Source organism: Rugamonas sp. DEMB1, from assembly GCF_029834475.1.
Taxonomy (GTDB): domain Bacteria; phylum Pseudomonadota; class Gammaproteobacteria; order Burkholderiales; family Burkholderiaceae_D; genus Rugamonas; species Rugamonas rubra.
In genome coordinates, this window is the sequence record NZ_CP122407.1 from 357,418 (window position 1) to 382,919 (window position 25,502).

Consider the following 25,502-nt stretch of genomic DNA (forward strand, 5'->3'; position numbering starts at 1 on the left):
TGGCATGCTTCCACTATTGTTCGCTTTGCTACTGGCGGCGGCCGCGCCCGCCGTCGCCAACGACGCGCCGGCGGCCAGCCCGGTCGGCGCCGCCAACGCCGTCAGCAACGCCGCCAGCGTCTCGGTGGCGCCGCGCGGCACGGTGCTGGACGGGCCGACCCTGGTGCCGATCGCCCTGGGTTCCAGCGCCAGCATCAACACCCTCGATCCCGCCACCCTCGGCACCGTGCTGCGCCACGCCCAGGGCGGCGCCTTGATGGACATCGCCGGCGAGCCGCGCTGCGCCATCACCATCCACACGCTGCGCTACCAGACCGTGGGCGGCCACGGCGAGCCGACCGACGCCAGCAGCGTCGTCATGCTGCCGTCCGGCGCCGACCCGGCCTGCCAGGGGCCGCGCCCGGTGCTGCTGTACGCCCACGGCACCGTGCTCGACAAGCAGTTCAGCATGGCCCGGCTGAACGGCGAGGCGCGCCTGGTGGCGGCGATGTTCGTCGCCCAGGGCTTCATCGTCGTGGCGCCCGACTACGCCGGCTACGGCGCCTCCTCCTTGCCCTACCACCCCTACCTGAACGCCGAGCAGCAGGCCGGCGACATGCTCGACGCCCTGCGCGCGGCGCGCGAGGTGTACGCGCAACTGGGCGTGCGGGCGGCGCCGCGGCTGTTCCTGAGCGGCTATTCGCAGGGCGGCTTCGTCGCGTTGGCGACCCAGCGCCTGATCGAGCGCGACTTCGCCGCCGAGTTCCCGCTGGTGGCGGTGGCCGGCATGTCCGGCCCCTACGCGCTGCTGCAGATGGGCGACGGCATCTTCGGCGGCCAGCCCCTGCTCGGGGGCACGGCCTACCTGCCGCTGGTGACCACCTCCGGCCAGCGCGCCGGCGCCGCCCTGTACGCCAGCCCGGCCGAGTTGTACGAGCCGGACTACGCCGCCGGCATCGAGGCGCTGCTGCCCGGCGCGCAGCGCTTCGACGAGCTGGTGCGCCAGGGCCGGCTGCCGTCCGGCGCCCTGTTCGCGCTCGACTCGCAGCCGCAGGGGCAGGGCGCGGCGGCCTTTTTCGCCGCCCACAACCTGGTGCGCAGCAGCTACCGCCAGGCCTACCTGGCCGACATGGCGGCCCATCCCTGCGGCGCCGAGCCGGTCGAGCCGGCGGCCTGCCGGGCCGGCAACGGCCTGCGCCGTTGGCTGGCGCGCAACGACCTGCGCAGCTACCGGCCGCGCGCCGCGCTGCTGCTGTGCGGCGGCGGCGACGATCCGGTGGTGCCTTTCGCCAACGCCAGCGCCGCCCAGCGCTACTTCAGCGCGCGCGGCGCGGCGCCGCTGCTGCTCGACCTGGAGGCGGCCGACGCCGCCGCGCCGGCGTCCTGGCTGGCGGCGCGCGCCGGCTTCGCCAGGGCCAAGGAGCGGGTCCGCGCCGAGGCGCGCGACAAGGGCCGCGACCCGGCCAGGGCGGTGGCCGAGATGTACCACGGCAGGCTGGCGGCGCAGTACTGCGTCCGCGCGGCGCGCGACTTTTTCCTGAAGGCTATGCCGTAGCCTGTTGCCCATATGCTAGCATTGGCGGGCCGCCGGTCGACTCGATAGTGCGCCCGGCCGCGTCGTGTCGTTCCTGCGCGGCGGCCCACGGGCCGGCCGCACCCTGCCATCGTCGAGGAAAGCCCATGCGCCCTGTCCATCCATTCCAGCCATCCCATGCGGCCCGCCCGGCCCGCCGCCCGCTGCCGCTGACTTCCCTGCTGCTGCTCAGTCCCCTGCTGGTCCTGTCCGCCTGCGGCGGCGGTGGCGGTGGCGGCGGTTCCGGCGACGGCGTGGTGGTGGTGCCGACCCCGCCGGTGGTCCCGCCGTCCCTGCGCGGCAAGCTGATCGGCGCGGCCAGCGTGGTGCCGGTCAGCATCAACGGCGCCAACGTCGACACGCTCGAGCCGGCCGTCTTCAAGCAGTTCCTCGACGACCAGCAACGCGGCAGCAGCAACATCACCGGCACGCCCAGCTGCGCCGTCACCACCTACACCGTCAAGTACCACACGGTCGGCTCGGCCGGCGAGGACACCGAGGCCAGCACCGCCATCATGGTGCCGTCCGGCGGCACGGCCGGCCAGTGCGGCGGCGCCCGCCCGGTGTTGCTGTACGCCCACGGCACCTCGGTGTTGAAGGCGACCGATATGAGCAAACTCAGCGCCACCGAGCCGCGCCTGATCGCCGCCATGTTCGCCGCCCAGGGCTACATCGTGGTGGCGCCGAACTACGCCGGCTACGCCGGTTCGACCCTGGGCTACCACGCCTATCTGGACGCGGTGCAACAGGCCAGCGACATGGTCGACGGCCTGCGCGCGGCGCGCCTGTCCTTCGCCGCCGTCGGCGCCAGGGACGGCGGCCGCCTGCTGCTGACCGGCTACTCGCAGGGCGGCTACGTCGCCCTGGCCACCCAGCGCGCCATGCAGAGCGGCTACGCCGGCGAGTTCAACGTGACGGCGGCGGCCGGCCTGTCCGGCCCCTACGCGCTGAGCCTGTTCGGCGACAGCATCTTCGGCGGCGCCCCCAGCAGCGGCGCGGCGGCCTTCCTGCCGATGCTGATCAACGCCGGCCAGCGCGCCAACGCCGGCCTGTACAGCAGCAGCGCCGACGTCTACGAGGCCAAGTACGCCGGCGGCATCGACAGCCTGTTCCCCGGCGCGCTGGGCATCGGCGACCTGGTTGCGGCCGGCAAGCTGCCCAACGACGTGCTGTTCGCCCAGGACTCGCTGCCGCAGGCGGCCGGCTACGCCGCCTCCTTCGGCGCCGACCACCTGTTCAAGACCAGTTACCGCGACGGCTACCTGGCCGACCTGCGGGCCACCCCCTGCAACACCAGCAACGCCAATCCGCTCGGCTGCGCGCCGGCCCATCCCTTGCGCAAGTGGCTGTTGAAGAACGACCTGCGCAACTATGTGCCGGCGGTGCCGCTGCTGCTGTGCGGCGGCGACCAGGCCCCGGTGGTGCCGTACAAGAACGCCGAGGCGGCCCACGCCTACTTCGCCGCCCAGGGCAAGCCGGCCGGCACGCTGGGCCTGCTCAACGTCGACGCGACGGCGAGCCTGGGCGACTATGCCGACACCCAGCTGGCCTTCGGCGCGGCCAAGGGCGTCTTGCGGCTGTCGGCCATTCTCGAAGGCAAGAGCCCCAGCCAGGCCGACCAGGCCGTGCGCGACAGCTACCACGCCGGCCTGGTGGCGCCGTTCTGTCTGCGTGCCACGCGCGATTTCTTCGGCCGGGTGGCAAACCGTTAAATCCCCGGCGGGGATATGTGTTATTTGAATTGACAACATTGTAAGGCGGCCCGTGTGGCCGCCTTTTTTGTTGGACGGGGCGCAAACGTTACAAGTTTTACCCTATGCAAGCGCGAACTAGGCTGGCATATTGGTCGGATTGCGAATAGCACATGCGTTCGTAAATATCATAAAAATATCCTCAGGAGACAGCATGCGTCATACCAAAATCGCCCTCGCGGCGCTCGCTCTGGCCGTCTTGGCCGGCTGCGGCGGCAATGGTGCCAGCCCCGGCGGCAACACCCAAAAAATCAAATACGCCAGCCAGATCTCGTTCGGCGACAGCCTGTCCGACGTCGGCAGCTACGCCGTCGGCACCGTGCAAAAGCTGGGCGGCGGCAAGTTCAACATCAACGGCGACAACAGCGCCAGCAACCCCGCGTTGACCGGCAAGAACTGGACCGAGCTGATGGCCGCCCAGTTGGGCCTGGGCGCGCCTTGCCCGGCCCAGACCGGCCTGGACGGCGACGCCAGCAAGGGCTTCGCCGTGCCGGTGCTCAACCACGCCGGCTGCTACGGCTACGCCCAGGGCGGTGCCCGTGTCAGCAACCCCGTCGGCGGCGGCAACAAGGCCACCGGCAGCGCGCTGGGCGCGCTGACCGTGCCGGTGACGGTGCAGATCCAAAACCACCTGGCCGCCGTCGGCGGCAAGTTCAAGGGCGACGAGATGGTCTTCGTCATGATCGGCGGCAACGACGTGCTGGGCCTGCTGAGCGGCCTGCAGGCCGCCGCCGCCAAGGCCGGCACCGACGCCGGCGCGGCCGCCTTCGCCGCCAGCCTGGTGCCGCAACTGGCCGCCGGCGCCAGCAACGTTCCTGCCGCCATGCAGGCGATCGGCGTGGCCATGGCCGCCGAGTCGGCCCGCGCCGGCCACACCGACGACAGCGTGGTCGGCGCCGCCGTCACCGCCGCCGCCGGCCAGCCGGGCAACGCGGCCGTGGGCACGCAGGCCGTCTACGGTCCGATGGTGCTCAAGGCCAAGGCCGCCGGCGAAGCCGCCGGCGTCAAGGCCGGCACCGACTACGCCGCGCTGCACGGTCCCGAGCTGGTGGCGCCGATGGCCGCCACCGGCAGGGAGCTGGTCGCGCTGGTGAAGAACCAGCTGCTGGCCAAGGGCGCCAACTACGTGGTCGTCAACAACGTGCCCGACGTGGCCACCTCGCCGGCCGGCCGGGCCAAGTCGACCGCCACCCAGCAACTGATCGTCGCCATGGTCAACGCCATCAACGGCGAACTGGCCAGCGGCCTGGCCGGCGAGGCCAAGGTGCTGCTGGTCGACGTCTACGCCGTCAGCCACGACCAGGCCGTCAACCCGGAACCCTACGGCCTGAAAAACGTCGTGGACATGGCCTGCGACCTGAACCCGGCCAAGAACCCGCTGGTCAGCTCGCTGGGCTGCAACGGCGGCAACCTGGTCGCCGGCGACGTCAGCCACTACGCCTTCGCCGACGACGTCCACCCGACGCCGTTCAACTATCTGCTGCTGGCGCGCTACGTGGCCGAGAAGATGGTCGTCAAGGGCTGGCTGTAAGCCGCCGCCGCACCCACACAGCGGGCGCCGGCGACGGCGCCCCGGATTAAAAATCAGGAGACAAGATGAATCAAGCAATCCCCCGCGCGCTCAAAGTGTTGGCGCTGGCCGCCGCGCTGGCCGCCGCCTCGAGCGCCTCGGCGCAGAGCGCCGGCAGTTGGCTGGCCACCCTCGGCATCAACAAGATCACGCCCAAGGTCGACAGCGGCGACGTGTCGGCGCCGGCGCTGCCGCACACCAAGGCCGACGTCAACTCGGACACCAAGCCGCGCCTGGCCTTCGCCTACATGCTCACCGACCACGTTTCGGCCGAGCTCGACCTGGGCCTGCCCTACAAGCACGACCTGATCGGCGACGGCGCCATCAAGGGCACCGGCAAGGTCGGCAGTTCGGAGGCGCTGCCGCCGACGGCGCTGCTGCAATACCGCTTCCTGGCGGCGGATGCGCGCGTGCGTCCCTACGTCGGCGTCGGCATCACCTACGCCTATTTCCAGAAGGAGACCGGCTCGTCGCAGCTGACGGCGCTGCTCAACACCGGCGGCCCGGGCACCACCTTCAAGCTCGACAACAAGTTCGCCGCCAGCTTCCAGCTCGGCGGCACGGTCAAGATCAACGAGCGCTGGTTCGCCGACGCCACCGTCATCAAGACCTACCTGAAGACCAAGGTGCACTTCTCGACCGGCCAGACGCAGGACGTCAAGCTCGACCCGGTGGCCCTGAGCGTGAGCGTCGGCTACAAGTTCTAGGCCGGCCCCGAAGGTAAAAAAACCCGCCATGGCAGCGCTGCCGTGGCGGGTTTTTTACGTCTTGTCGATTTTCCCCATGCGTTCGGAATCGAATTGATCAAGTTGCCAAGTCGGACTTGCAGGCCTAATATCCCGATGGAGAAGATCTCGCCCCATTACAGCTTGCCAAAGGTGAAGGCCCTCATTGACGAGGGCCGGGTGGCGTCGACCTTTTCCGCGTTGACGGGCGCTGCGGCATTGGGTATCGACTTCGCGGGGATGGTCGCTATTGTTAAGGCGCTGACTAGGCGCGACTTCTACAAAAGCATGACCTCGCGTGCCGACCACCACATCTGGCAAGACGTGTACCGTCCAAGCACCCCGGTCGGCAAGGTCTATCTAAAACTCACTGTCGTTGACGGCGTGTTGATCGTCTCGTTCAAGGAGCTGTGACATGAAATGTCCTGTTTGCGCAGCGGCCGAGCTGGTGCGGGACTGCCGCGATCTGCCCCATGCCTACAAAGGCGCAAGCACGATGATTGCCGCCGTCTGCGGCGATTACTGTCCCGCTTGCGGCGAAAGCGTGCTCGACGCGAAAGAGTCGTCGCGTGTCAGCGCGGCGATGCTGGCCTTCCATCGACAGGTCGAGGCGGCGAATCGCGAAGCGGATCATATTGTTGGAACGCCGCCCTGAGCGCTTGAGTCAGGTCAGGGGGCGGCGTGAGAGCGCTGCCGGGCAGGGCGCGGGCCGAACGGCGCGCGCCCCTTGGGCCTATTGGAAGGCCTGGATGCCGGTCTGGGCGCGGCCCAGGATCAGCGCGTGGATGTCGTGCGTGCCCTCGTAGGTGTTGACCACCTCGAGGTTGACCATGTGGCGGATCACGCCGAACTCGTCGGAGATGCCGTTGCCGCCGAGCATGTCGCGGGCGACGCGGGCGATGTCCAGCGACTTGCCGCAGGAGTTGCGCTTCATCATCGAGGTGATCTCCACCGCCGCCGTGCCGGCGTCCTTCATGCGGCCCAGCTGCAGGCAGCCCTGCAGGCCCAGCGTGATCTCGGTCTGCATGTCGGCCAGCTTCTTCTGCACCAGCTGGTTGGCCGCCAGCGGACGGCCGAACTGCAGGCGGTCCATGGTGTACTGGCGGGCGATGTGCCAGCAGGCCTCGGCCGCGCCCAGCGCGCCCCAGGCGATGCCGTAGCGCGCCGAGTTCAGGCAGGTGAACGGACCCTTCAGGCCGCGCACGTCGGGGAAGGCGTTCTCCTCCGGGCAGAAGACGTTGTCCATGACGATCTCGCCGGTGACCGAGGCGCGCAGGCCGAACTTGCCGTGGATCGCCGGCGCCGACAGGCCGGCCATGCCCTTCTCCAGCACGAAGCCGCGGATGGCGCCCTCGTCGTCCTTGGCCCAGACGACGAACACGTCGGCCACCGGCGAGTTGGTGATCCACATCTTGGCACCGCTCAGCGAGTAGCCGCCCGGCACCTTCTTGGCGCGGGTGATCATCGAGCCGGGGTCGGAGCCGTGGTTCGGCTCGGTCAGGCCGAAGCAGCCGATCCATTCGCCGCTGGCCAGTTTTGGCAGGTATTTTTGCTTTTGCTCCTCGGTGCCGAACTCGTAGATCGGCACCATCACCAGCGAGGACTGCACGCTCATCATCGAGCGGTAGCCCGAGTCGATGCGTTCGACCTCGCGCGCGATCAGGCCGTAGGCGACGTAGTTCAGGCCGGGGCCGCCGTACTGTTCCGGGATGGTCGGGCCGAGCAGGCCCAGTTCGCCCATCTCGCGGAAGATGCTGGTGTCCATTTTTTCGTGGCGGAAGGCCTCGAGGATGCGCGGCGCCAGCTTGTCCTGGCAATACGCGGCGGCGGCGTCGCGCACCATGCGTTCTTCGTCGGTCAGCTGCTGGTCCAGCAGGAGGGGGTCATCCCAGTGGAATTGGGCGCGGGCTTGGCTCATGGTGTTTCCTAGTCTCTGGTTATAGTGGCTGGTGCCATTATTCTAAGACCTCGCCACCCGCCCGGCTTTTCTAATGGCGACACCAATTTCCGTTTTCCCGCCGTCGCGGCGGCGGCGATGGCAAAATGACAGCGCTGGTTCGGGCTAGGCCAGGTCGCGGAACTGGCCGCCGTGGAAGATCAGCGGCTGCGCCGGGGTGATTTCGCAATGCTCGACCTCGCCGACGAAGATGACGTGGTCGCCCTCCGGGTAGCGGCTGCGGTTGTGGCATTCGAACCACGCGGTGGCGCCCTTGAGGATGGGCTGGCCGGTGCGCGAGAGCTCGTATTCGACGGCGCCGAACGGGTCTTCGCTGCGGGTGGAGAACAGCTTGGCCAGATGGGCCTGGTCGGCCGCCAGCACGTTGATGACGTAGTGCGAGTTGCCGCTGAAGATGGGCAGGCTGTTGGCGCTGCCGCCCAGGCTCCACAACACCAGCGGCGGCGTCAGCGAGACGGAGTTGAAGGAGCTGGCCGTCAGGCCGCGAAAGCTGCCGTCGGCCAGGCGGGTGGTGATGACGGTCACGCCGGTGGCAAATTGCGCCAGGGCCTGGCGAAAATGGCCGGTATCGAAAGCGGGCGCCGGCGCGCGGGGGGAGCGTGTGTTCATGATCTGCCTGAGTCTTTTTGCCATTATGCCAAAGATCGGCGGCCGTCGCTAAAAACCGGCCGGCCCGGCGGCCGGCCCGGCAACAGCTTCGGCGGTCGGGCCGGCGGTCGGCGCGGCGGCCCGCTGATGCGGTCGGCCCGGCTTTGCGTTACAGTGGCGTCCGGTGCTGTCCCCGGCGCCGCGCAATGATCAATGGAGGACTCCCGAATGGAGCGACAATATTCCTTGCCCGCCGCGCCGGCCGTGCCCGCCGTGTCCGCTGTGCCCGCCGCGTCCGCCGGGCGGCGGCCTGCGGCGCTGCTGCTGGCGCTGGCGCTGGCCGGCGTCGCCGGCAACGTCGCGGCGGCGCCGCTGGTCGAGCTGGTGGCCGGCCTGGCCGAGCCGCGCCAGGTCGAATACGAGCTGGTGCGCCGCGACGGCAGCGTGCCGGTGGTGTTCGAGAACGGCCTGGCGGCCAAGCTGGGCCAGTGGGAGAAGGTGTTCCGCGCCGTCAGCCAGGAGCGTAGCGCCTTCGCCTACAACCGCCCCGGCTACGGCAAGAGCGCGCAAGTGGCCAGCGCGCGCGACGGCGAGCACATCGTCGAGGAGCTGCGCGCGCTGCTGCGCAGCAAGGGGCTGAACCCGCCCTACATACTGGTCGGCCATTCGGTGGGCGGCCTGTACATGCAGTTGTACGCGCGCCGCCATCCGGACGAGGTTAAGGCGCTGGTGCTGGTCGACTCCACCCATCCGCAGCAATACCTCGGCGCCGGCGCCTATGAGCAGTGGCCGACCTTGGTGCGCACCAGCTTCAAGCTGCTCAGCTCGTCCATCGAAATGAGCGAGTTCAAGGCCGCCACGGCCACCGGCGGGCAGGTGTTGGCGCTGCCTGCGCCGGCCGGCGTGCGGGTGATGGTGCTCAGCGCCGCCCGTCCGCTGGGCGAGCGCTCGGCCTACGCCGACGACGCCAACGCCAAGCGCAAGGACATCGTCCGCTTGTATCCGGGCGCCCAGCTGCAGTGGGTCGACAGCGGCCCGGACATTCCGCTCGAGCGGCCGGAGGCGGTGCTGGCCGCCATCCGCGCCGTCGCCGCCGGCCGCTGAGGCCGCCGTCCCCCGGCGCAGGTGGTGCCGCGCACTGAACGTGCTGCGGCGAGGAGCCTTGCCAAATCAAATTAACTGGAAACAGCGCGATGCCAAAAGACCGGCACCACGAGGGCTATTTTGTGTAGCTGTCGACCGTGTCATTGTAACTATTCTTTATCCTTTTAAGCAGTGTCGGGTTGTTCTTGTATTTTTCTTTTAGAATTCCAAATTGTCTTTTTGCTCCTCCGCAATATTTATCAATATCCCTCCTTACTTGCTCCTTTTGCTCTTTTGGTAGTTCTGTCCCAAATTCACCGGCAAAGTGCTCGCACGTAAAAGAGTTTGAAATAAATACTCTTATGTCTCTTGGTAACTTTTCATTTGGGTATGCTGCTGAGGGAACGAGCAAGAAAAGGAATAATATGTAATATATTTTTATGTTTTTCTTTCGGATTTCCCCATTTCCTCCGCCAAACTCCAATTCTTCTTCCATTTTTCAATCTCCCGTCATTTGTGTAAATAGCTGAAACTTACGACAAGCTCAAGAATTTTTGTTTGATAAGGATTAATGGTTTAGTTCGTCTTCATGCTTATCTCATTGCGAATGAGAGTCGCCTCATTGAATTTGTAAAATTGTTATGGAAGGCTAAGGAAATGAAGCAAATTTGCAAACAAGGCCGCTACCGCGAGGGTGCCGCGGTGCCGTCGAATGCTGGTGCGCGCGCTGCCGGTTTGCGTTACAGTGCATTCATTGGCAATCGTTTACGCAGGGGGAGTTATGACTAGCAATTCCGCGCCGGGTTCGGCGTTAGAAACGGCCGTGCTGGGCGGCGGCTGCTTCTGGTGTCTGGAAGCGGTCTATCTCGAGGTCGACGGCGTCGTGCGGGTCGAGTCCGGCTACACCGGCGGCCAGCAGCCGGACCCGACCTACGAAGCGGTGTGCGCCGGCGCCACCGGCCACGCCGAGGTGGTCAAGCTGAGCTTCGACCCGGCCGTCATCAGTTACCGCGACCTGCTGGAGATCTTCTTCACCCTGCACGACCCGACCACGCTGAACCGCCAGGGCAACGACGTCGGCACCCAGTACCGCTCGGTGATCTACCACCAGTCGCCCGAGCAGGAGGCCACCGCGCGCCAGGTGATCGCCGAGATGGCCAACGTCTGGGACGCCCCCATCGTCACCGAGTTGTCGCCGGCGCAGACCTACTACCGCGCCGAGGACTACCACCAGGACTATTTCCGCCAGCATCCGCTGCAGGGCTATTGCGCCTTCGTCGTCGCGCCCAAGGTGGTCAAGCTGCGCAAGGTCTTCGCCCACCGCCTCAAGCCGGACGCGGCGCGCTGAGCGCCGCCGCCTCGGCCGGTGCCGCCGGATACATGTAGTGGCGCGACCAGGGCAGGGCGGCCGGATCGCGCCCGGCCTTGCCGCACACCACCTGGTACAGGCTGATCAGGTCGTGCTTGAAGGCGTAGCTGCAGCCGGCCAGGTAGACGTGCCAGATGCGGAAGCGCTTGTCGCCGGCCAAGGCGCGCGCGCGCTCGGCGTTGGCCTCGAAGTTGTCGGTCCAGATGGCGCAGGTGCGGGCGTAGTGGCGCCGCAGGTTCTCCACGTCGTAGACCTCCAGTTCGCCCTGCTGCATCGCCTTGAGTACCTGGCCGAGGTGCGCCAGCTCGCCGCGCGGAAACACGTACTTCTCGATGAACTCGCCGCCGCCGTAGGGCGTCGCGCCGTTGTCCGGATCGGTCGAGGTGATGCCGTGGTTGAGCGCCAGGCCGTCCGCCGCCAGCAGCTTGCCGATGGCGGCGAAGTAGGCGGGCAGCTGGCGCAGGCCGACGTGCTCGAACATGCCGACGCTGGTGATGCGGTCGAACTCGCCGCGCACGTCGCGGTAGTCCTGCAGGCGGATCTCGACCAAGTGTTCCAGGCCGGCCTGGCGCACCCGCTGGCGCGCCAGCTGGTACTGGTTCTGCGACAGTGTGACGCCGACGCCGCGCGCGCCGTACTGCTCGGCGGCGCGCAGCAGCAGCGCGCCCCAGCCGCAGCCGATGTCGAGCAGGCGCTGGCCGGGGCGCAGCTCGACCTTGCGCAGGATGTGGTCGATCTTCTTGGTCTGGGCGGCGGCCAGTTACCTCGGCGCCGGTCTCGAAATAGGCGCAGGAGTAGACCATCGCTGGGTCGAGGAATTGTTGGTAGAACTCGTTGGAGACGTCGTAGTGGTAGCGGACCGCCTCGGCGTCGCGCGTCCGGCTGTGGCCGAAGCCGCGCACCACGCGGGTGACGCGGCCCTCTGCCTTCAGGCTGGCGCGGGCCAGCGCGTTGACGATGGCGATCATGTCGTGGGCGCGGCCGTGCACCTCGATGTCGCCCTCGACGTAGGCACCGCCCAGCTTGGCCAGCGAGGGCGTGAGCAGGTAGCGCGCCGCCGAGGCGCGCGGCAGGCGGATGGTGACGCGCGGCGCCTCGGTGGAAAAGTCGATCTGCTGGCCGTTCCACAGTTCGATGCGCAGCGGCAGCGCGATTTGCCGGCGCACGCCGGCGATCCAGCTACTCAGTCGGTTCTGTAGAAACATGCCGGCCTCCCGCATGGCGGCGCGCGCGGCGCCGCCGGTGGATCAATGCGACCGGCCGCCCGGTGTTACGGTTGCAGGCGTTCGATCACCCAACTGCCGTCCTCCTGCCGCACATAGACGATGCGGTCGTGGAAGCGCGAGCGGCGGCCCTGCCAGAACTCGATGCGCTCGGGCAGCAGGCGGTAGCCGCCCCAGTGCGCCGGCCTGACCGGCTGCGGGCCGCTGGCGGCGCTGACGGCGTCGAAGTTGGCCTCCATCTGGGCGCGGCTGGCGACCGGCTCGCTCTGGTGCGAGGCGATCGCGCCGAGCTGGCTTTGCACCGGGCGGCTGTAGAAGTACTTGTCGTTTTCCTCGTCGGAGGTCTTGACGACGCGGCCCTCGATGCGCACCTGGCGTTCCACCTCGCTCCAAAAGAATAGCAGAGCGGCGTGCGGGTTGTCGCCCAGTTGGTGGCCCTTGTGGCTGTCGTAGTTGGTGTACCAGGTGAAGCCGCGGTGGTCGTATTGCTTGATCAGCAGGATGCGCGAGCTCGGCTTGCCGTCGGCGCCGACGGTGGCCACGCTCATCGCGTTGGGCTCGTTGACCTGGGCCTTGATGGCCTCGTCGAACCACTTGGCGAACTGGGCGATCGGGTCGGCCAGCACGTCGCTCTCCATCAGCGTGGCCTGGCTGTAGTCGAGCCGCAGGTTGGCCAGCGCCTCGCCGCTGGCCGGCGCCAGGCCGCGGCGCGCCTGCATCGCCTTGCCCAGCTCGGCCATCTGCTCGGCGCTGAAGATGCGCTTGGCCATAGTCGCCAGATTGCCTTCCTCCTTGGCCATGTGGCCCTCGTAGGCGGCGACGAAGCGTTGCACGTCGGCCGCCTCGAGGCGGCCCTCCATGCCGTTGGCGACGTCGTTGAGCTGGGCCTGCAGCACGGCCCATTCGGCGTCCATGCGGACGTGGTCGGCCAGGATCTCCGGCACCAGCGCCTCCAGCAGGTCGGCGTCGGCGTCGCGCGCGGTGGCCTGCAGCATCGGCATCAGGTTCTGCTCCTCGTCGGCGTGGTGCAGGTGGGCGGCGTGGTTGAAATACTTCAACACCGCCTGGGCGGCCTTCTGCGCCGCCGCGTCCGAGCCGTGCACGGGCAGGTGGCCGAGCAGGTTGTTCAGGGTCAGCAACTGCTTGCGGATGCGGTCGTGGCAGTGTTTGAGGACGGCGATGGGCTGGTCAAAGCCGGGCGCGGTGTCAATCAGGGATTCGCTCATGGGGGTTCTCGACAAAGTGGGTGGCGCGGACGGGCTGCCGTGGCCGGCGGAACCGGCAAAAAAACCATTGTAGAATAATCTCCCCGCCGCGTCCGTTAAAATGGCGGAATGAAAATAACGGACATCAAGAATATGCCAGACAATGCCGACGATATCGACTTCGAACGCCGCTTCGGCGGCATCGGCCGGCTGTACGGCGCCGCCGCGCTGGCGCGCTTCCGCGGCGCCCACGTCTGCGTGGTCGGGGTCGGCGGGGTCGGCTCCTGGGTGGTCGAGGCGCTGGCGCGCAGCGCCATCGGCCGGCTGACGCTGATCGACCTGGACAACGTGGCCGAGTCGAACATCAACCGCCAGATCCAGGCCCTGAGCGGCACCATCGGCCAGGCCAAGGTGGCCGCGCTGGCCGAGCGCGTCGCGCAGATCAATCCGGCCTGCCGGGTGCGCCAGATCGAGGACTTCGTCGAACCCGACAACCTCGACCAGATGATCGGCGGCCAGGGCTACGACTACGTGGTCGACGCGATCGACTCGGTCAAGGCGAAGACGGCGCTGCTGGCCTATTGCCGCGCCAAGTCGATTCCCCTGATCATGATCGGCAGCGCCGGCGGCCAGACCGACCCGACCCAGATCGAGGTGCGCGACCTGTCGCGCACCGAGCAGGAGCCGATGCTGAAGAAGGTGCGCAAGCTGATGCGCACCCAGTACGGCTTCCCGCGCGGGCTGAAGAACAAGTTCAACGTCGACGCGGTGTTCTCGATGGAGCGCCTGGTGATGCCGGAGAGCGCCGAGGTGTGCAGCGTCGACGCGGCGGGCGACGGCGAGGCCGCCGGCGCCGCCAGCACCGGCGTGACCGGCCTCAATTGCGCCGGCTTCGGCTCGGCGATGGTGGTCACCGCCACCTTCGGCATGGTGGCGGCCGGGCATTTGCTGCGCAAGCTGGCCGCCGAGGTGGCGCCGCGGCCGGCCGGGGCGCCGGCCGTGGCCGGGGCCGAACAGGGCTGAGGCGTCAGAGGGCGCGTTCGGCCAGCGTGCGGTACAGGCCGTCGGCGGCGCCCGAGGCCAGCAGTGCGATGCGGCCGACCCGCCAGTCGAGCGGCGCGAAGGCCGCGTCCGCCGTCGGCGCCGCCGCCTGGCGCGCCAAGGTCACATGGGGGCGGAAGCCGCCGTGGCTGTCCGGCGCGAAGCCGGCCTGTTGCAGCGCCGCCGTCAGCCGCGCCTGCAGGTCGAGCAGCGCGGCCGGCGGCCGCGTCATGCCGGCCCAGGCGATGCGCGGACCGGTGAAATAGCCCAGATTATCGATGCGCAAGGCCAACGGCGCCAGCGTCAGCCGCGCCAGGATCTGTTCCAGCGGCGCCACGGCGGCGCCCGGCTGGCGGCCGAGGAAGGCCAGCGTCAGGTGCAGGTTTTCCACCGGCACGGCGCGGCCGGGCGCCAGCGGCTGCAGCCGCGCCAGCGCGGCGCGCGTGGCGGCGTCGGGCAGGAGGGCGAAAAAAAGCCGCTGGGCGGCGTCGGTCTGGCTCATTTCGTATCGGGCTTTTGCTATGATTGGGCCGCGCTTTGTCCGCCACGGGCGGACGGAGATAGTCTACAACTCGTCGAAAGAATACATTATGAAGCCTTGCTCCGTTTTATGCGCCGCGTTGCTGGCGCTGGCCGCCAACGCCGTCCAGGCCGCCCCGGCCGACCAGACCGACCCGTCCGCGCCGCCCGCCAAGGCGGCCCAGCCGGCCAAGGCGGCCCAGCCGGCCAAGGCGGCCCAGCCGGCCAAGGCGGCCCAGCCGGCCAAGGCCGCCAAGCCGGCCAAGCCTGCCAAGGTGGTTGAAGCCGCGCCGGCCGCGTCGGCCGCGGCCGCCGCCCCGGCGGCGTCCGCCGAGGCGGCGCCCGCCGCCGCGCCCGCGCTGGCCGGCTCGGCCGCGCCCGGCCCCGAGGCCGACCGCCTGATCATCACCGACCTCAAGGTCGGCGGCGGCAAGGAGGCGCTGACCGGCAGCAACGTGGTGGTGCACTACACCGGCTGGTTGTACCGTCCCATGGGCAAGAATTGGCACGGCAATAAGTTCGACTCCTCGCGCGACCCGGGCCGCGAGCCCTTCGTCTTCCCGCTCGGCGGCGGCAAGGTCATCAAGGGTTGGGACCAGGGCGTGGCCGGCATGAAGGTGGGCGGCAAGCGCACCCTGATCATCCCCGGCGAGCTGGCCTACGGCTCGCGCGGCGCGCCCGGCGGCGCGATTCCGCCGAACTCGGCGCTGATCTTCGACGTGGAATTGCTCGACGTCAAGTAAGCCCGTCACGCCGCCGCCACGCCGGCGGCGGCCCCCTGCGCGGGGAGGGAAAAACGCGGTAGACTGGCTGTGCAAGCCTTCCATCGACTTTCCCGCGCGGAGTACAACCATGAACATCGCCAACGACGTCACCGCACTGATCGGCAACACGCCCCTGGTGCGCATCAACCGGCTCGCCGCCGGCAGCCCGGCGCAAATCCTCGCCAAGCTCGAATACTGCAATCCGGCGCACAGCGTCAAGGACCGCATCGGCCTGGCCATGATCGAGGCGGCCGAGGCGGCCGGCCAGATCCGTCCCGACACCATCATCCTCGAGCCGACCAGCGGCAACACCGGCATCGCCGTGGCCATGGTGTGCGCCGCGCGCGGCTACCGCTGCACCCTGGTGATGCCCGACACCATGAGCCGCGAACGGCGCATGCTGCTGCGCGCCTACGGCGCCGAACTGGTGCTGACGCCGGGCGCCGAGGGCATGCTGGGGGCGATCCGCCAGGCCGAGGAGCTGGCCGAGTCCGACCCGCGCTATCTGATGCTGCAACAGTTCAACAACCCGGCCAACCCGGAGGTGCACCGCCGCACCACCGCCGAGGAGATCTGGCGCGACACCGACGGCCGTGTCGACATCCTGGTGGCCGGCGTCGGCACCGGCGGCACCATCACCGGCGTGGGCGAGGTGCTGCGCGCCTACCAGCCGGCGCTGCAGGTGGTGGCGGTGGAGCCGGAGGGCTCGCCGATGTTGTCGAAGGGGACCAAGGGGCCGCACCAGATCCAAGGCATCGGCGCCGGCTTCGTGCCGGCCGTGCTCAACACCCGGGTCTACAACGAGATCATCGCCGTCAGCAACGACGACGCCTTCGCCACGGCGCGCCTGGCGGCGCGGCAGGAGGGGCTGCTGGTGGGCATTTCGTCGGGCGCGGCGCTGTGGGCCGCGCTGCAGGTGGCGCGGCGGCCCGAGAACGAGGGCAAGATCATCGTCACCATCATCCCCTCGTTCGGCGAGCGCTACCTGAGCACCGCGCTGTACCTGAACCTGGCCGACTGAGCGTCGTCCTAGTGGGCGTGGCCGTGGCCGGCCGGCGCGGCCGGCGGCGGCTCGCTCAGGCAGCAGGCGTGGCTGGTGGTGCCGCGCTCGATCTGCAAGGTGCTGTGGTGGATGGCGAACTCCTCCTTCAAACGCAGGCCGATGCGGTCGACGATCTCGTCGCCGGGATGGCCGTCGGGCATCACCAGGTGGGCCGTCAGCGCCGTCTCGGTGGTGCTCATCGCCCAGATGTGCAGGTCGTGCACGCCGGCCACGCCGGCGTGTTCGCGCAGGAACCGCTCGACGCGGGGCGCGTCGACGTTGTCCGGCACGGCCGCCAGCACCATGCGCAGCGACTCGCGCAGCAGCGACCAGGTGCCCCAGACGATCAGCGCGACGATGGCCATGCTGACCAACGGGTCGAGCCAGCTCCAGCCGGTCGCCATCACCACCAGGCCGGCCACCAGCACGCCGAGCGAGATGGCGGCGTCGGCCGCCATGTGCAGGTAGGCGCCGCGGATGTTGATGTCGCCCTTGCTGCCGGCCAGGAACAGCCAGGCCGAGAAGCCGTTGATGGCGATGCCGACCGCCGCCACCAGCGACACCGTCAGGCCGGCCACCGGGTTCGGATGCAGCAGTTGTTGCACCGCCTCCCAGGCGATGGCGCCGCAGGCGGCCATCAGCAGCATGCCGTTGAACAGCGCCGCCAGCATCGAGCTGCCGCGCAGGCCGTAGGTATAGCGCCGGTTCGGCGCGCGCTTGGCCAGGATGGCCGCGCCCCAGGCCAGCATCAGGCCCAGCACGTCGGACAGGTTGTGGCCGGCGTCGGCCATCAGCGCGGTGGAGTTGGCGATGAAGCCGTAGGTAAACTCGACGCCGACGAACACCGTGTTGAGCACGATGGCGATGGCGAAGGCGCGGCCGTGGCTGTTCGGGTCGCCATGGTGGTGGTGGCCGTGGCCGTGCGCGTGGCCGTGGTCGTGTCCGCAAGCCTTGGCGGCCGGCTGGCCGTGCTGGTGGCCGTGTTCATGGCCGTGCGGGTGGGCGTGTTCGTCGGCGTGTCCGGGCTGGCCGTGGGCCTGCCGTTGGGCGTTCTCGCTCTCATGCCCGTGGTCGTCGTGGCCGTGGTCCGGCCCGTGTGGCTGCTTGTTCATGCGTCGTTTCCGCTGGAGGGTTCGGCGATATGCTCGAGCATGTCGCTGAGGACGCCGCTGATGTGGGCATCGGCGGCGCTGTAGAAGACCTGCTTGCCGTGGCGCTCGGACTTGACGATGCGGGCGGCGCGCAGCAGGCGCAGGTGGTGGCTGACCAGCGAGCTGCTCAGTTGCAGGCCGCCGGCGATGTCGCTGACGGCGATCGGCGTGCGCAGGCAGCTCAGCACGATGCGCAGCCGCGTCGGGTCGCCCAGCAGGTGGAACAGATCGGCCAGTTGGGCGATGGCGGGGTCGGATTCGGGATAGGAAGTCATAGTTAACATATGAATAGGTGTTCATATGTTAGTCATGTTTTCGGGTTTCCGCAAGAAAAAGGTTTGGCCCGGGGCGACGGCCTTACCCCGCAAGCGAAGGGGTCTGACCCCGTGCGGGGTCAGACCCCGTGGCGTAGCGTAGTGCGGGGTGGGGAACGCCGGCGCCGGGGGAGTTCAGGGTTTTTGCAGCTCGGCCTGGAGCAGGGCGCGTGTTTTGGGATCGAGCCTGGCGACGGCGCGGGCCAGCTTTTCGCCGTCGCGCAGGGCGCCGGCTTGCTCGGCCGTCAGGGCGGGCGCCCGGGCCGGCACCGCGACGGGCGGCGCCGGCGTCGGCGCCGGCTTGAACAGCAGCGCCTGGCCGGCCAGCGCCAGCACGGCGCTGAGCACGGCCACGCCGGCCGCCGCCGCCAACAGGCGCAGTTCGCCGGGCTGGAAGGCGCCCGGGCGGGTGGCGATCGGGCGCGGCAGGAGCGGCGGGACGGCGGCGGCGGCGGCGCTTGCCGCCGCCGCAAGGTCGGGCGCCGTTGCCGCTGGCGCCCCCGCTGCGGCCGGCGCCAGCCCGGCCGCCGTCCGGCTTTGCGCCAGCAGCTCGCGCGAGGCGGCGTCGAGCAGGGCGATGTGGCGCTCGACCGCCTCGGCCAGCACCGCCTCGTTCAGGGCCACCAGCGCGAAGATCGGATCGTCGACGTCGATCCGCACGCCGGTTTTTTCAAAGACCAGACTGCGCAGCTTGAGCTGGTCCATGGCTTACCACTGCACCTTGTCGAGCTGCTCGAACAGGTCGCGGAACACCACCTTGACGCGCTGCTTCTCCATCACGTTGAACTTGTCGCTGGCGCGCACCTCGTCGAAGGTCAGGCGCGCCGTGTTCATCTTCTTGATGTCGGCGCCGAAGGTGTCGTTGTTGCGCGCCGACAGGACCACCCGGCCGCACACCCGCGCCGAGTTGTCGGCGTAGGTCTGCGACTCGTTGAACTGCTTGCCGGCGGCCGACTGCAGCAGGCCGAAGTGCTCGTTCTCCCACAGCACCAGCGGCACCGTGGTGGCCTTGGCGGTGGAGACGAAGCCCATCGCCGTGTCGTGCAGCGTGTCGCCGCCGCCGACGATGGTGTGGATGTAGACCTTGCGGCCCGATTCCTGCAACAGCGCGAAGCAGTCGTTCTCGATCAGGTAGCCCATCAGCGGCGAGAAGGTGTTGGCGCCGTTGTCGACGACGCAGTTGCCGTCCTCCTCGAGGATGTCGATCATCAGCGCGTCGAAGCGCTTCGGGTCGATGGTGCGGCTGTCGGTCATCACCGGCACATGCTTGACCCCCATCGCCTTGTAGCGCGAGAAGGTGGCGTTCTCCTGGTCGGTGTCGTAGCAGCGCAACGGCGTCTCGTCCTTGCCGGCGAGCCATTGCGCGAGGATGGTCGACACCAGGGTCTTGCCGATGCCGCCCTTGCCCTGGAGGATGAAATGTACCGTGTTTTGCATCGAATTGCTCCCTGAGTCGAACTAATCAAAACCTTCAATGACGGCGTGCCGGCCGCGGCCGGCGCGGCGCGGCCGGGCGCGCGGGGGCGCTTGGCCGCATGGCCAACGGCCCTCAGGGTAATGGGTTTGTGACCGGAAGGCAACCCGGCGGCGGCGCCGCCGCCTATTCGATGAAGCGCAGCAGGCCCTGCAGGGCGTGGCGCACGGTCTGCTCGCGCACCGCCGCGCGGTCGCCGGCGAACACCAGGCGCTCGGTGTGGACGCTGTCGGCGTCGGCCCAGCCGAAGCAGACGGTGCCGACCGGCTTGCCCGGCACCGCGCCGCTCGGGCCGGCGATGCCGGTGGTCGAGACGGCGACGTGGGCGTTGCTCGAGGCCAGCGCGCCGGTGGCCATGGCCGCCGCCACCTCCTCGCTGACGCTGCCCAGCTGGGCCATCAGCGCGGCCGGCACGTCGAGCAGCTCGGTCTTCGAGGCGTTCGAGTAGGTGACGAAGCCGCACTCGAACCAGCCGGTCGAGCCGGCGATCTCGGTGACGGCGCAGGCCACGCCGCCGCCGGTGCACGATTCGGCCGTGGCCAGCAGCAGGCCGCGGGCGTGCAGGGCGCGGCCGACCTGGGCGGCCAATTCGAGTATGTCTGTGCTCACTTGTGGGCTCCTTCGCGTGGACGGGGTCGGGGTTCCGGGCCGGGCCGGCGTGCCCGTCCACTGTAGCACGGCGCCGCCACGGCGGCCAGCGCGGCGCCGCCGTGGCGGGCGCCGCGCTTGTCGCCGCGCCAAGCTTGTGAAAAAATATCCCCAAGCGATTTGAAAATGCGTACACTCGTTTGAGCAGCCGCGCGGCCGCCGCCGCGCGCCGGCTCGCTTGCAGTTAGCTACCCAGCGCGCGCCCGGCGTCGCCGTGCGCGCCCCTCCCTAGACCGCAGGTTTCTGGCTCGTCCGCTATGGCGCTGTTGAACAGGTCGACCGTTGTGCTGATGCAGGCCGCGCGCCGCGCCGCCGCGCCGTGGCCGCTGGCGCTGCTGGTTCTGCCTGTCCTGCCGGGTCTGCTGATTCTGCTGCTGGCCTGGTGGCCGGCGCCGGCCCGCGCCCAGGCGCCGGCGCCGGCCAGCCTGGCGCTGCAGGTCAAGGCCGCCTACCTGTACAAGTTCGCCGGCTTCGTCGAGTGGCCCGAGGGCAGCTTCGCCCGCGCCGACAGCCCGCTGGTGATCGCCGTGGCCGGCGCCGACGCGCTCGCCGAGCAGCTCGAGCAGAGCGTCGCCGGGCGCAGCGCCAACGGCCACCCGCTGCTGGTGCGCCGGCTGCGCCGCGGCGAGGCGCCCGGCCCGGCCCACATCCTGTTCCTCGGCGCGCTCGAGCGCGGCGCCACGCAGGAGCTGCTGGCGGCGGCGCAGAACCAGGCCATGCTGACCGTCTCCGACAGCGCCGAGGCCCACGCGCTGGGCAGCATGGTCAACTTCGTCACCGCCGACGACCGCCTGCGCTTCGAGGTGGCGCTGCGCCCGGCCGCCGGCGCGCGCCTGAAGATCAGCGCGCGCATGCTCTCGGCCGCCTACAAAGTGCAGGGGGCGACATGAGCGCGGTGGCGCGCTGGTGGCGGCCGCGCCTGCTGCGCCAGAAGCTGCTGGCGGTGGTGCTGCTGACCACCCTGGCGGCGCTGTTGGTGGCGACCGGCTGCGTCATCGCCTACGACCTGCGCGCCTACCAGCGCGGCCTGCTCAGCGACATGCGCACCCAGGCCGAGCTGATCGGCCACATCAGCGCCGCCGCGCTGGCCTTCGACGACCGCCGCCTGGCCGGCGAGAACCTGGCGCTGCTGCGGCTGCGCCCGGGCATCCAGGCCGGCGCCATCTACACCGCCGCCGGCGCGCTGTTCGCCAGCTACACCGCGCCCGGCCAGGCCGGCGCCTTCCCGCGCCGCGCCGCCGCCGACGACGCCAGCTTCGCCGGCGGCACGCTGACGCTGTCGCGCCGCATCGTCGACAACGGCGAGCCGCTCGGCACCGTCTACCTGCGCGCCGACGACGGCCTGCTCGGCCGCGCCGCCGACTACCTGGCCATCGCCCTCGGCGCGATGCTGCTGGCCATGCTGATCGCCTACCTGGCGATGCGCCGCCTGCACCACCTGGTGACCCAGCCGATCCTGGCCATCGCCGCCATCGCCGGCGAGGTGGTGGCCACCGGCGACTACTCGCGCCGCGCGCCGCGCCTGAGCGACGACGAGGTGGCCCGCCTGGTCGACTCGTTCAACCGCATGCTCGGCGAGATCGAGGCGCGCACCGGCGCGCTGGAGGGCTCGAACCGGGCGCTGGCCAGCGAGGCCGGCCAGCGCGCCGACGCCCAGCACGAGGTGATGCGGCTGAACGCGGAACTGGAGCAGCGGGTCCACGAGCGCACCGGCCAGCTCGAGCGCGCCAACGGCGAGCTGGCCCTGGCGATGGCCGAGGCCAGCCGCGCCAACCAGGCCAAGACCGCCTTCCTGTCGTCGATGAGCCACGAGCTGCGCACCCCGCTCAACGCCATCCTCGGCTTCGCCCAGATCCTCGGCAGCGACAAGCTGCCCACCACGGCCGAGCAAAAGCGCGAGTTCGCCGGCCACATCCTCAAGTCCGGGCGCCACCTGCTGACCCTGATCAACGAGGTGCTCGACCTGGCCAAGATCGAGTCGGGCGCCGTCGCCCTGTCGCTCGAGCCGGTGGCGCTGGCCGAGATCCTGCACGAGTGCCGGGACATGACCGAGCCGCTGGCCGGCGCGCGCGGCGTGCGCCTGCTGTTCCCCGAGCGCGTCGAGGGCAGCGTCGAGGCCGACCGCACCCGCCTCAAGCAGATCCTGCTGAACCTGCTGTCGAACGCCATCAAGTACAACCGCGCCGGCGGCGCCGTGGTGCTCGACGTCGCCGCCCGTCCGGACGGCCGGCTGCGCCTGGCGGTGCAGGACACCGGCCACGGCCTGGCCGCCGATCAGCTCGAGCGCCTGTTCCAGCCCTTCAACCGCCTCGGCCAGGAGGGCGGCGGCGAGGAGGGCAGCGGCATCGGCCTGGTGGTGACCAAGCGCCTGGTCGAGCTGATGGGCGGCGCCATCGGCGTGTCGAGCAGCGTCGGCGTCGGCAGCCTGTTCTGGATCGAGCTGCGCGCCGTCGCCGCGCCGGCGCTGGCGGCGGTGGCGGCGGCGGCGCCGGCGCCGGCGCCGGCCGGCGGCGGCGGCGCCACCCTGCTCTACGTCGAGGACAACCCGGCCAACCTGCGCCTGGTCGAGGAGATCGTCCGCTTCCGCCCCGGCCTGCGCCTGCTGGCCGCGCCCGACGGCCACCTGGGCATCGAGATGGCGCGCGCCCACCTGCCCGACGTCATCCTGATGGACCTGAACCTGCCCTGCGTCGGCGGCGCCGACGCCCTGCGCGTGCTGCGCGGCGACCCGCGCACGGCGCACATCCCGGTCATCGCGCTGACCGCCAACGCCATGCCGCGCGACGTCGAGCGCGGCCTGGCGCAGGGCTTCGCCGACTACCTGACCAAGCCGATCAACATCGACGAGTTCGGCGCCGCCGTCGACCGCGCGCTGGCCGCCGCGGCCGGCCGCGCCGGCGCCGCGCGGGAGGCCCGCCCATGATCAGCCAACACGACATCCTGCAGGCCAGGATCCTCGTCGTCGACGACCAGCCGGTCAACGTCGAGCTGCTCGAGTACCTGCTCGCCAGCAGCGGCTACACGGCCGTCAGCGCCACCACCGACCCGCGCCAGGTGGCGCCCTGGCACGCCGAGCGGCGCTACGACCTGATCATCCTCGACCTGCACATGCCCGGCCTGAGCGGCTTCGGCGTGATGGAGCAGCTCAAGCCGCTCGAGAGCGACGGCTACCTGCCGGTGCTGGTGGTGACGGCCGAGCCGGAGCAGAAGCTGGCCGCGCTCGAGGCCGGCGCGCGCGACTTCGTCAGCAAGCCCTTCGACCCGGTCGAGGTGCTCACCCGCATCCGCAACATGCTCGAGGTGCGCCTGCTGCACCGCGAGGTGGTGCAGTACAACAGCCGCCTGGAGCAGACGGTGCGCCAGCGCACCGCCGAGCTGCAGCGCTTCCGCAGCGCGCTCGACGCCACCGCCGACGCCATCTTCCTGCTCGACGCCGCCAGCCTGGCCCTGCTCGACGCCAACGAGGGCGCCTGCCGCATGCTCGGCTACGGCCGCGCCGAGCTGCTGGCGCTGGCGCCGCAGCGCCTCGGCCTGGGCGCGGCCGAGGCGCTGCGCGAGCAGGCCGCCCGGCTGGCCGACTACGCCGCCTGCATCGGCCCGGCGCGCGCCCCCGAGCTGGTCGAGATCGAGCTGACCCGCCAGGACCTGGCCCTGGTGCCGGTGGAGATCTACTGGCAGCTGCAGCAGGGCGATGGCGCGGCGGCCGTGCTGCTCGGCGTGGCGCGCGACATCAGCGAGCGGCGCCAGGCGCGCGAGCGGCTGGCCCACATGGCGCGCTACGACAGCCTGACCGGCCTGCCCAACCGCTCGCTGTTCTACCAGACCCTGAGCGAGGCGATCGAGCTGGCGCAGGACAAGGGCTGGCGCATCGTGGTGCTGTTCATCGCGCTGGACCGCTTCAAGAACATCAACGACTCGCTCGGCCCCGGCCAGGGCGACGAGCTGCTGCGCCAGTTCAGCAACCGGCTGGTGCAGTGCGTGCGCCTGCGCGACACGGTGGGCCGGCTGGGCGGCGACGAGTTCGCCCTGATCCTGACCATGACGCGCGACCAGCAGGACGCCGTCTACGTCGCCAACGAGGTGCGCGAGGCGCTGCGCGCGCCGTTCGACCTGCACGGCCACGCCGCCGCGCTGACCGCCAGCATCGGCATCGCCATGTACCCGGACGACGCCACCGACCCGGAGACGCTGGTGCGCAACGCCGACACGGCGATGGCGCGCGCCAAGCAGGCCGGCCGCGACGGCTACCGCTTCTTCACCGCCGGCATGAACGTGCAGGTGCTGGCCCGGCTCGACCTGGAGATGGCGCTGCGCCGCGCCCTCGACAACGACGAGCTGCTGCTGTACTACCAGCCCAAGGTCAACCTGCTCACCGGCCGCGTCAGCGGCGCCGAGGCGCTGCTGCGCTGGCAGCGGCCCGGCTACGGCATGGTCTTCCCGGCCGAGTTCGTGCCGGTGCTGGAGGACACCGGCCTGATCGTGCGGGTCGGCGCCTGGATCATCGACACCGCCTGCCGCCAGATCGCCGCCTGGGCCCGCTCGCCGGTGGGGCCGGTGCACGTCGCCGTCAACGTCTCGAGCCGCCAGTTCGTCGAGGGCGACCTGGAACGCGAGGTGCGCGAGGCGCTCGACAAGCACAAGGTGCCGGCCGAGCTGCTCGAGCTCGAGCTGACCGAGACGGCGCTGATGTCGAACGCCGAGCGCACCATCGTCGTGCTGGGCAACCTGAAGGCGCTCGGCATCAAGGTGGCGATCGACGACTTCGGCACCGGCTACTCCAGCCTGGCCTACCTGCAGCGCTTCCCGATCGACAAGCTGAAGATCGACATCGCCTTCGTGCGCGACATCACCACCAACCCGAACGACGCCGCCATCGCGCTGGCCATCATCAGCATGGCGCACAGCCTCAAGCTGCGCGTCATCGCCGAGGGGGTGGAGACCCGGCCGCAGCTCGAGTACCTGCGGCGCAACCGCTGCGACGAGATCCAGGGCTACTACTTCAGCCGGCCGCTGCCGGCCGGCGAGATGGGCCAGCTGGTCGAGGCCGGCAAGTGCCTGCCGGCCGGGCCGGACGCGCCGGCCCAGCCGGCGCAGACCCTGCTCATCGTCGACGACGACATCAACGTGCTGGCCGCGCTGCACCGCCTGTTCCGCCGCGACGGCTACCAGATCCTGACGGCGGCCACGCCGGCCGAGGGCTTCCAGCTGCTGGCGCTGCACGCGGTGCAGGTGATCGTCTGCGACCAGCGCATGCCGATCATGAGCGGCACCGAGTTCCTCAGCAAGGTCAAGGAGATGTACCCGGACACCATCCGCATCATCCTGTCCGGCTACACCGGGCTCGAGGCGGTGCTCGACTCGATCAACCGCGGCGCCATCTACCGCTTCTACACCAAGCCCTGGGACGACACCCAGCTGCGCGACAACATCCGCCTGGCCTTCCACCACTACTGGCTGATGCACGGCAGCGGCCGCCGCGTCGGCCAGCCGGGCGAGGACGCCACCGCGCTGTAGCGGCGGCCGGCG

At 69.8% G+C, this 25,502-nt stretch carries 24 protein-coding genes and 1 pseudogene; 14 read left to right on the forward strand and 11 right to left on the reverse strand.

Going from position 1 to position 25,502, the window contains the following annotated elements:
• The first annotated feature begins 4 nt into the window (after positions 1-4).
• From QC826_RS01625 to QC826_RS01650, 6 genes are all read left to right on the forward strand, one after another.
• Positions 5-1,534, forward strand: coding sequence for a S9 family peptidase (locus tag QC826_RS01625; protein WP_279764119.1), 1,530 nt, complete (start codon positions 5-7; stop codon positions 1,532-1,534).
• Positions 1,535-1,659: 125 nt separating this feature from the next.
• The gene (locus QC826_RS01630) at positions 1,660-3,264 is read left to right on the forward strand and encodes an alpha/beta hydrolase family protein (protein WP_279764120.1); all 1,605 of its coding nucleotides are present in this window, start codon (positions 1,660-1,662) and stop codon (positions 3,262-3,264) included.
• Between the two features lie 193 nt (positions 3,265-3,457).
• The gene (locus QC826_RS01635; protein WP_279764121.1) at positions 3,458-4,834 is read left to right on the forward strand and encodes an SGNH/GDSL hydrolase family protein; all 1,377 of its coding nucleotides are present in this window, start codon (positions 3,458-3,460) and stop codon (positions 4,832-4,834) included.
• 65 nt (positions 4,835-4,899) lie between these two features.
• A complete protein-coding gene (locus tag QC826_RS01640; RefSeq protein WP_279764122.1) occupies positions 4,900-5,580 on the forward strand; it encodes an OmpW/AlkL family protein in 681 nt (226 codons plus the stop codon).
• A 135-nt stretch (positions 5,581-5,715) separates the two neighbouring features.
• The gene (locus tag QC826_RS01645; RefSeq protein ID WP_279764123.1) at positions 5,716-6,012 is read left to right on the forward strand and encodes a type II toxin-antitoxin system MqsR family toxin; all 297 of its coding nucleotides are present in this window, start codon (positions 5,716-5,718) and stop codon (positions 6,010-6,012) included.
• Position 6,013: 1 nt separating this feature from the next.
• Positions 6,014-6,253, forward strand: coding sequence for a type II toxin-antitoxin system MqsA family antitoxin (locus QC826_RS01650; RefSeq protein ID WP_279764124.1), 240 nt, complete (start codon positions 6,014-6,016; stop codon positions 6,251-6,253).
• 78 nt (positions 6,254-6,331) lie between these two features.
• Here QC826_RS01650 and QC826_RS01655 read toward each other — a convergent pair whose 3' ends face one another.
• Together QC826_RS01655 and QC826_RS01660 are read right to left on the reverse strand one after the other, a co-directional pair.
• Positions 6,332-7,516, reverse strand: coding sequence for an acyl-CoA dehydrogenase (locus QC826_RS01655; protein ID WP_279764125.1), 1,185 nt, complete (start codon positions 7,514-7,516; stop codon positions 6,332-6,334).
• A 144-nt stretch (positions 7,517-7,660) separates the two neighbouring features.
• Positions 7,661-8,164, reverse strand: a complete 504-nt coding sequence (locus QC826_RS01660) for a flavin reductase family protein (RefSeq protein WP_093382053.1) — start codon at positions 8,162-8,164, stop codon at positions 7,661-7,663.
• 207 nt (positions 8,165-8,371) lie between these two features.
• Between QC826_RS01660 and QC826_RS01665 the strand changes: the two genes are divergently transcribed.
• Positions 8,372-9,247, forward strand: coding sequence for an alpha/beta fold hydrolase (locus QC826_RS01665; protein ID WP_279764126.1), 876 nt, complete (start codon positions 8,372-8,374; stop codon positions 9,245-9,247).
• Between the two features lie 115 nt (positions 9,248-9,362).
• On the opposite strand, the gene QC826_RS01670 is transcribed toward QC826_RS01665, so the two are convergent.
• Entirely contained in the window at positions 9,363-9,722 is a 360-nt protein-coding gene (locus QC826_RS01670; RefSeq protein ID WP_279764127.1) for a hypothetical protein, read from the reverse strand.
• Between the two features lie 285 nt (positions 9,723-10,007).
• Between QC826_RS01670 and msrA the strand changes: the two genes are divergently transcribed.
• Positions 10,008-10,574: a peptide-methionine (S)-S-oxide reductase MsrA gene (gene msrA, locus QC826_RS01675; RefSeq protein ID WP_093382058.1), complete on the forward strand. Its 567-nt coding sequence runs from the start codon at positions 10,008-10,010 to the stop codon at positions 10,572-10,574.
• On the opposite strand, the pseudogene QC826_RS01680 reads toward msrA, so the two are convergent.
• Both QC826_RS01680 and pdxH read right to left on the reverse strand, forming a co-directional pair.
• Positions 10,552-11,800, reverse strand: a pseudogene (locus QC826_RS01680) (class I SAM-dependent methyltransferase). The gene msrA and the pseudogene QC826_RS01680 overlap by 23 nt on opposite strands.
• Positions 11,801-11,865: 65 nt before the next feature.
• Entirely contained in the window at positions 11,866-13,044 is a 1,179-nt protein-coding gene (gene pdxH / locus QC826_RS01685) for a pyridoxamine 5'-phosphate oxidase (RefSeq protein ID WP_279764128.1), read from the reverse strand.
• 132 nt (positions 13,045-13,176) lie between these two features.
• Between pdxH and tcdA the strand changes: the two genes are divergently transcribed.
• Positions 13,177-14,046, forward strand: a complete 870-nt coding sequence (tcdA, locus tag QC826_RS01690; RefSeq protein WP_279764129.1) for a tRNA cyclic N6-threonylcarbamoyladenosine(37) synthase TcdA — start codon at positions 13,177-13,179, stop codon at positions 14,044-14,046.
• A 4-nt stretch (positions 14,047-14,050) separates the two neighbouring features.
• Here the strand turns inward: tcdA and thpR are convergent, their stop codons facing one another.
• On the reverse strand, positions 14,051-14,566 hold the full coding sequence (thpR, locus tag QC826_RS01695; RefSeq protein ID WP_279764130.1) for an RNA 2',3'-cyclic phosphodiesterase: 516 nt from the start codon (positions 14,564-14,566) through the stop codon (positions 14,051-14,053).
• An 88-nt stretch (positions 14,567-14,654) separates the two neighbouring features.
• Here thpR and QC826_RS01700 point away from each other — a divergent pair, with 88 nt between their 5' ends.
• Both QC826_RS01700 and cysK read left to right on the forward strand, forming a co-directional pair.
• Positions 14,655-15,326: an FKBP-type peptidyl-prolyl cis-trans isomerase gene (locus QC826_RS01700; protein ID WP_409567749.1), complete on the forward strand. Its 672-nt coding sequence runs from the start codon at positions 14,655-14,657 to the stop codon at positions 15,324-15,326.
• A gap of 109 nt (positions 15,327-15,435) precedes the next feature.
• Positions 15,436-16,368, forward strand: a complete 933-nt coding sequence (gene cysK / locus QC826_RS01705) for a cysteine synthase A (RefSeq protein WP_279764131.1) — start codon at positions 15,436-15,438, stop codon at positions 16,366-16,368.
• Between the two features lie 8 nt (positions 16,369-16,376).
• Here cysK and QC826_RS01710 read toward each other — a convergent pair whose 3' ends face one another.
• The 5 genes from QC826_RS01710 to QC826_RS01730 form a co-directional block, all read right to left on the reverse strand.
• Positions 16,377-17,501, reverse strand: a complete 1,125-nt coding sequence (locus QC826_RS01710) for a cation diffusion facilitator family transporter (RefSeq protein ID WP_279764132.1) — start codon at positions 17,499-17,501, stop codon at positions 16,377-16,379.
• Positions 17,498-17,815 carry an ArsR/SmtB family transcription factor gene (locus QC826_RS01715; RefSeq protein WP_279764133.1) on the reverse strand — a complete coding sequence of 106 codons (318 nt, stop codon included), beginning with the start codon at positions 17,813-17,815 and terminating at the stop codon, positions 17,498-17,500. Before QC826_RS01715 ends, QC826_RS01710 begins: the two co-directional genes overlap by 4 nt.
• Positions 17,816-17,989: 174 nt before the next feature.
• Complete coding sequence (locus QC826_RS01720; protein ID WP_279764134.1) at positions 17,990-18,559, reverse strand: hypothetical protein; 570 nt, start codon at positions 18,557-18,559, stop codon at positions 17,990-17,992.
• 3 nt (positions 18,560-18,562) lie between these two features.
• Positions 18,563-19,291 (reverse strand): hypothetical protein, encoded by a 729-nt coding sequence (locus tag QC826_RS01725; protein WP_099418885.1) that lies wholly within the window; start codon positions 19,289-19,291, stop codon positions 18,563-18,565.
• A 163-nt stretch (positions 19,292-19,454) separates the two neighbouring features.
• Positions 19,455-19,937 (reverse strand): CinA family protein, encoded by a 483-nt coding sequence (locus QC826_RS01730; protein WP_279764135.1) that lies wholly within the window; start codon positions 19,935-19,937, stop codon positions 19,455-19,457.
• Between the two features lie 296 nt (positions 19,938-20,233).
• Here QC826_RS01730 and QC826_RS01735 point away from each other — a divergent pair, with 296 nt between their 5' ends.
• The 3 genes from QC826_RS01735 to QC826_RS01745 are packed head-to-tail and all read left to right on the forward strand — an operon-like array spanning position 20,234 to position 25,490.
• Positions 20,234-20,866: a YfiR family protein gene (locus QC826_RS01735; protein ID WP_279764136.1), complete on the forward strand. Its 633-nt coding sequence runs from the start codon at positions 20,234-20,236 to the stop codon at positions 20,864-20,866.
• Positions 20,863-22,899 carry an ATP-binding protein gene (locus QC826_RS01740; protein ID WP_279764137.1) on the forward strand — a complete coding sequence of 679 codons (2,037 nt, stop codon included), beginning with the start codon at positions 20,863-20,865 and terminating at the stop codon, positions 22,897-22,899. The genes QC826_RS01735 and QC826_RS01740 overlap by 4 nt, the downstream gene beginning before the upstream one ends.
• Complete coding sequence (locus QC826_RS01745) at positions 22,896-25,490, forward strand: EAL domain-containing protein (RefSeq protein ID WP_279764138.1); 2,595 nt, start codon at positions 22,896-22,898, stop codon at positions 25,488-25,490. Before QC826_RS01740 ends, QC826_RS01745 begins: the two co-directional genes overlap by 4 nt.
• Positions 25,491-25,502: the final 12 nt, after the last annotated feature.

What these genes read in the sequence shown, in the direction of transcription:
- QC826_RS01625 (WP_279764119.1), top strand. Translation starts at nt 5, where the DNA reads ATGCTTCCACTATTGTTCGCTTTGCTACTGGCGGCGGCCGCGCCCGCC.
- QC826_RS01630 (WP_279764120.1), top strand. Translation starts at nt 1,660, where the DNA reads ATGCGCCCTGTCCATCCATTCCAGCCATCCCATGCGGCCCGCCCGGCC.
- QC826_RS01635 (WP_279764121.1), top strand. Translation starts at nt 3,458, where the DNA reads ATGCGTCATACCAAAATCGCCCTCGCGGCGCTCGCTCTGGCCGTCTTG.
- QC826_RS01640 (WP_279764122.1), top strand. Translation starts at nt 4,900, where the DNA reads ATGAATCAAGCAATCCCCCGCGCGCTCAAAGTGTTGGCGCTGGCCGCC.
- QC826_RS01645 (WP_279764123.1), top strand. Translation starts at nt 5,716, where the DNA reads ATGGAGAAGATCTCGCCCCATTACAGCTTGCCAAAGGTGAAGGCCCTC.
- QC826_RS01650 (WP_279764124.1), top strand. Translation starts at nt 6,014, where the DNA reads ATGAAATGTCCTGTTTGCGCAGCGGCCGAGCTGGTGCGGGACTGCCGC.
- QC826_RS01655 (WP_279764125.1), bottom strand. Translation starts at nt 7,516, where the DNA reads ATGAGCCAAGCCCGCGCCCAATTCCACTGGGATGACCCCCTCCTGCTG.
- QC826_RS01660 (WP_093382053.1), bottom strand. Translation starts at nt 8,164, where the DNA reads ATGAACACACGCTCCCCCCGCGCGCCGGCGCCCGCTTTCGATACCGGC.
- QC826_RS01665 (WP_279764126.1), top strand. Translation starts at nt 8,372, where the DNA reads ATGGAGCGACAATATTCCTTGCCCGCCGCGCCGGCCGTGCCCGCCGTG.
- QC826_RS01670 (WP_279764127.1), bottom strand. Translation starts at nt 9,722, where the DNA reads ATGGAAGAAGAATTGGAGTTTGGCGGAGGAAATGGGGAAATCCGAAAG.
- msrA (WP_093382058.1), top strand. Translation starts at nt 10,008, where the DNA reads ATGACTAGCAATTCCGCGCCGGGTTCGGCGTTAGAAACGGCCGTGCTG.
- pdxH (WP_279764128.1), bottom strand. Translation starts at nt 13,044, where the DNA reads ATGAGCGAATCCCTGATTGACACCGCGCCCGGCTTTGACCAGCCCATC.
- tcdA (WP_279764129.1), top strand. Translation starts at nt 13,177, where the DNA reads ATGCCAGACAATGCCGACGATATCGACTTCGAACGCCGCTTCGGCGGC.
- thpR (WP_279764130.1), bottom strand. Translation starts at nt 14,566, where the DNA reads ATGAGCCAGACCGACGCCGCCCAGCGGCTTTTTTTCGCCCTCCTGCCC.
- QC826_RS01700 (WP_409567749.1), top strand. Translation starts at nt 14,655, where the DNA reads ATGAAGCCTTGCTCCGTTTTATGCGCCGCGTTGCTGGCGCTGGCCGCC.
- cysK (WP_279764131.1), top strand. Translation starts at nt 15,436, where the DNA reads ATGAACATCGCCAACGACGTCACCGCACTGATCGGCAACACGCCCCTG.
- QC826_RS01710 (WP_279764132.1), bottom strand. Translation starts at nt 17,501, where the DNA reads ATGAACAAGCAGCCACACGGGCCGGACCACGGCCACGACGACCACGGG.
- QC826_RS01715 (WP_279764133.1), bottom strand. Translation starts at nt 17,815, where the DNA reads ATGACTTCCTATCCCGAATCCGACCCCGCCATCGCCCAACTGGCCGAT.
- QC826_RS01720 (WP_279764134.1), bottom strand. Translation starts at nt 18,559, where the DNA reads ATGGACCAGCTCAAGCTGCGCAGTCTGGTCTTTGAAAAAACCGGCGTG.
- QC826_RS01725 (WP_099418885.1), bottom strand. Translation starts at nt 19,291, where the DNA reads ATGCAAAACACGGTACATTTCATCCTCCAGGGCAAGGGCGGCATCGGC.
- QC826_RS01735 (WP_279764136.1), top strand. Translation starts at nt 20,234, where the DNA reads ATGGCGCTGTTGAACAGGTCGACCGTTGTGCTGATGCAGGCCGCGCGC.
- QC826_RS01740 (WP_279764137.1), top strand. Translation starts at nt 20,863, where the DNA reads ATGAGCGCGGTGGCGCGCTGGTGGCGGCCGCGCCTGCTGCGCCAGAAG.
- QC826_RS01745 (WP_279764138.1), top strand. Translation starts at nt 22,896, where the DNA reads ATGATCAGCCAACACGACATCCTGCAGGCCAGGATCCTCGTCGTCGAC.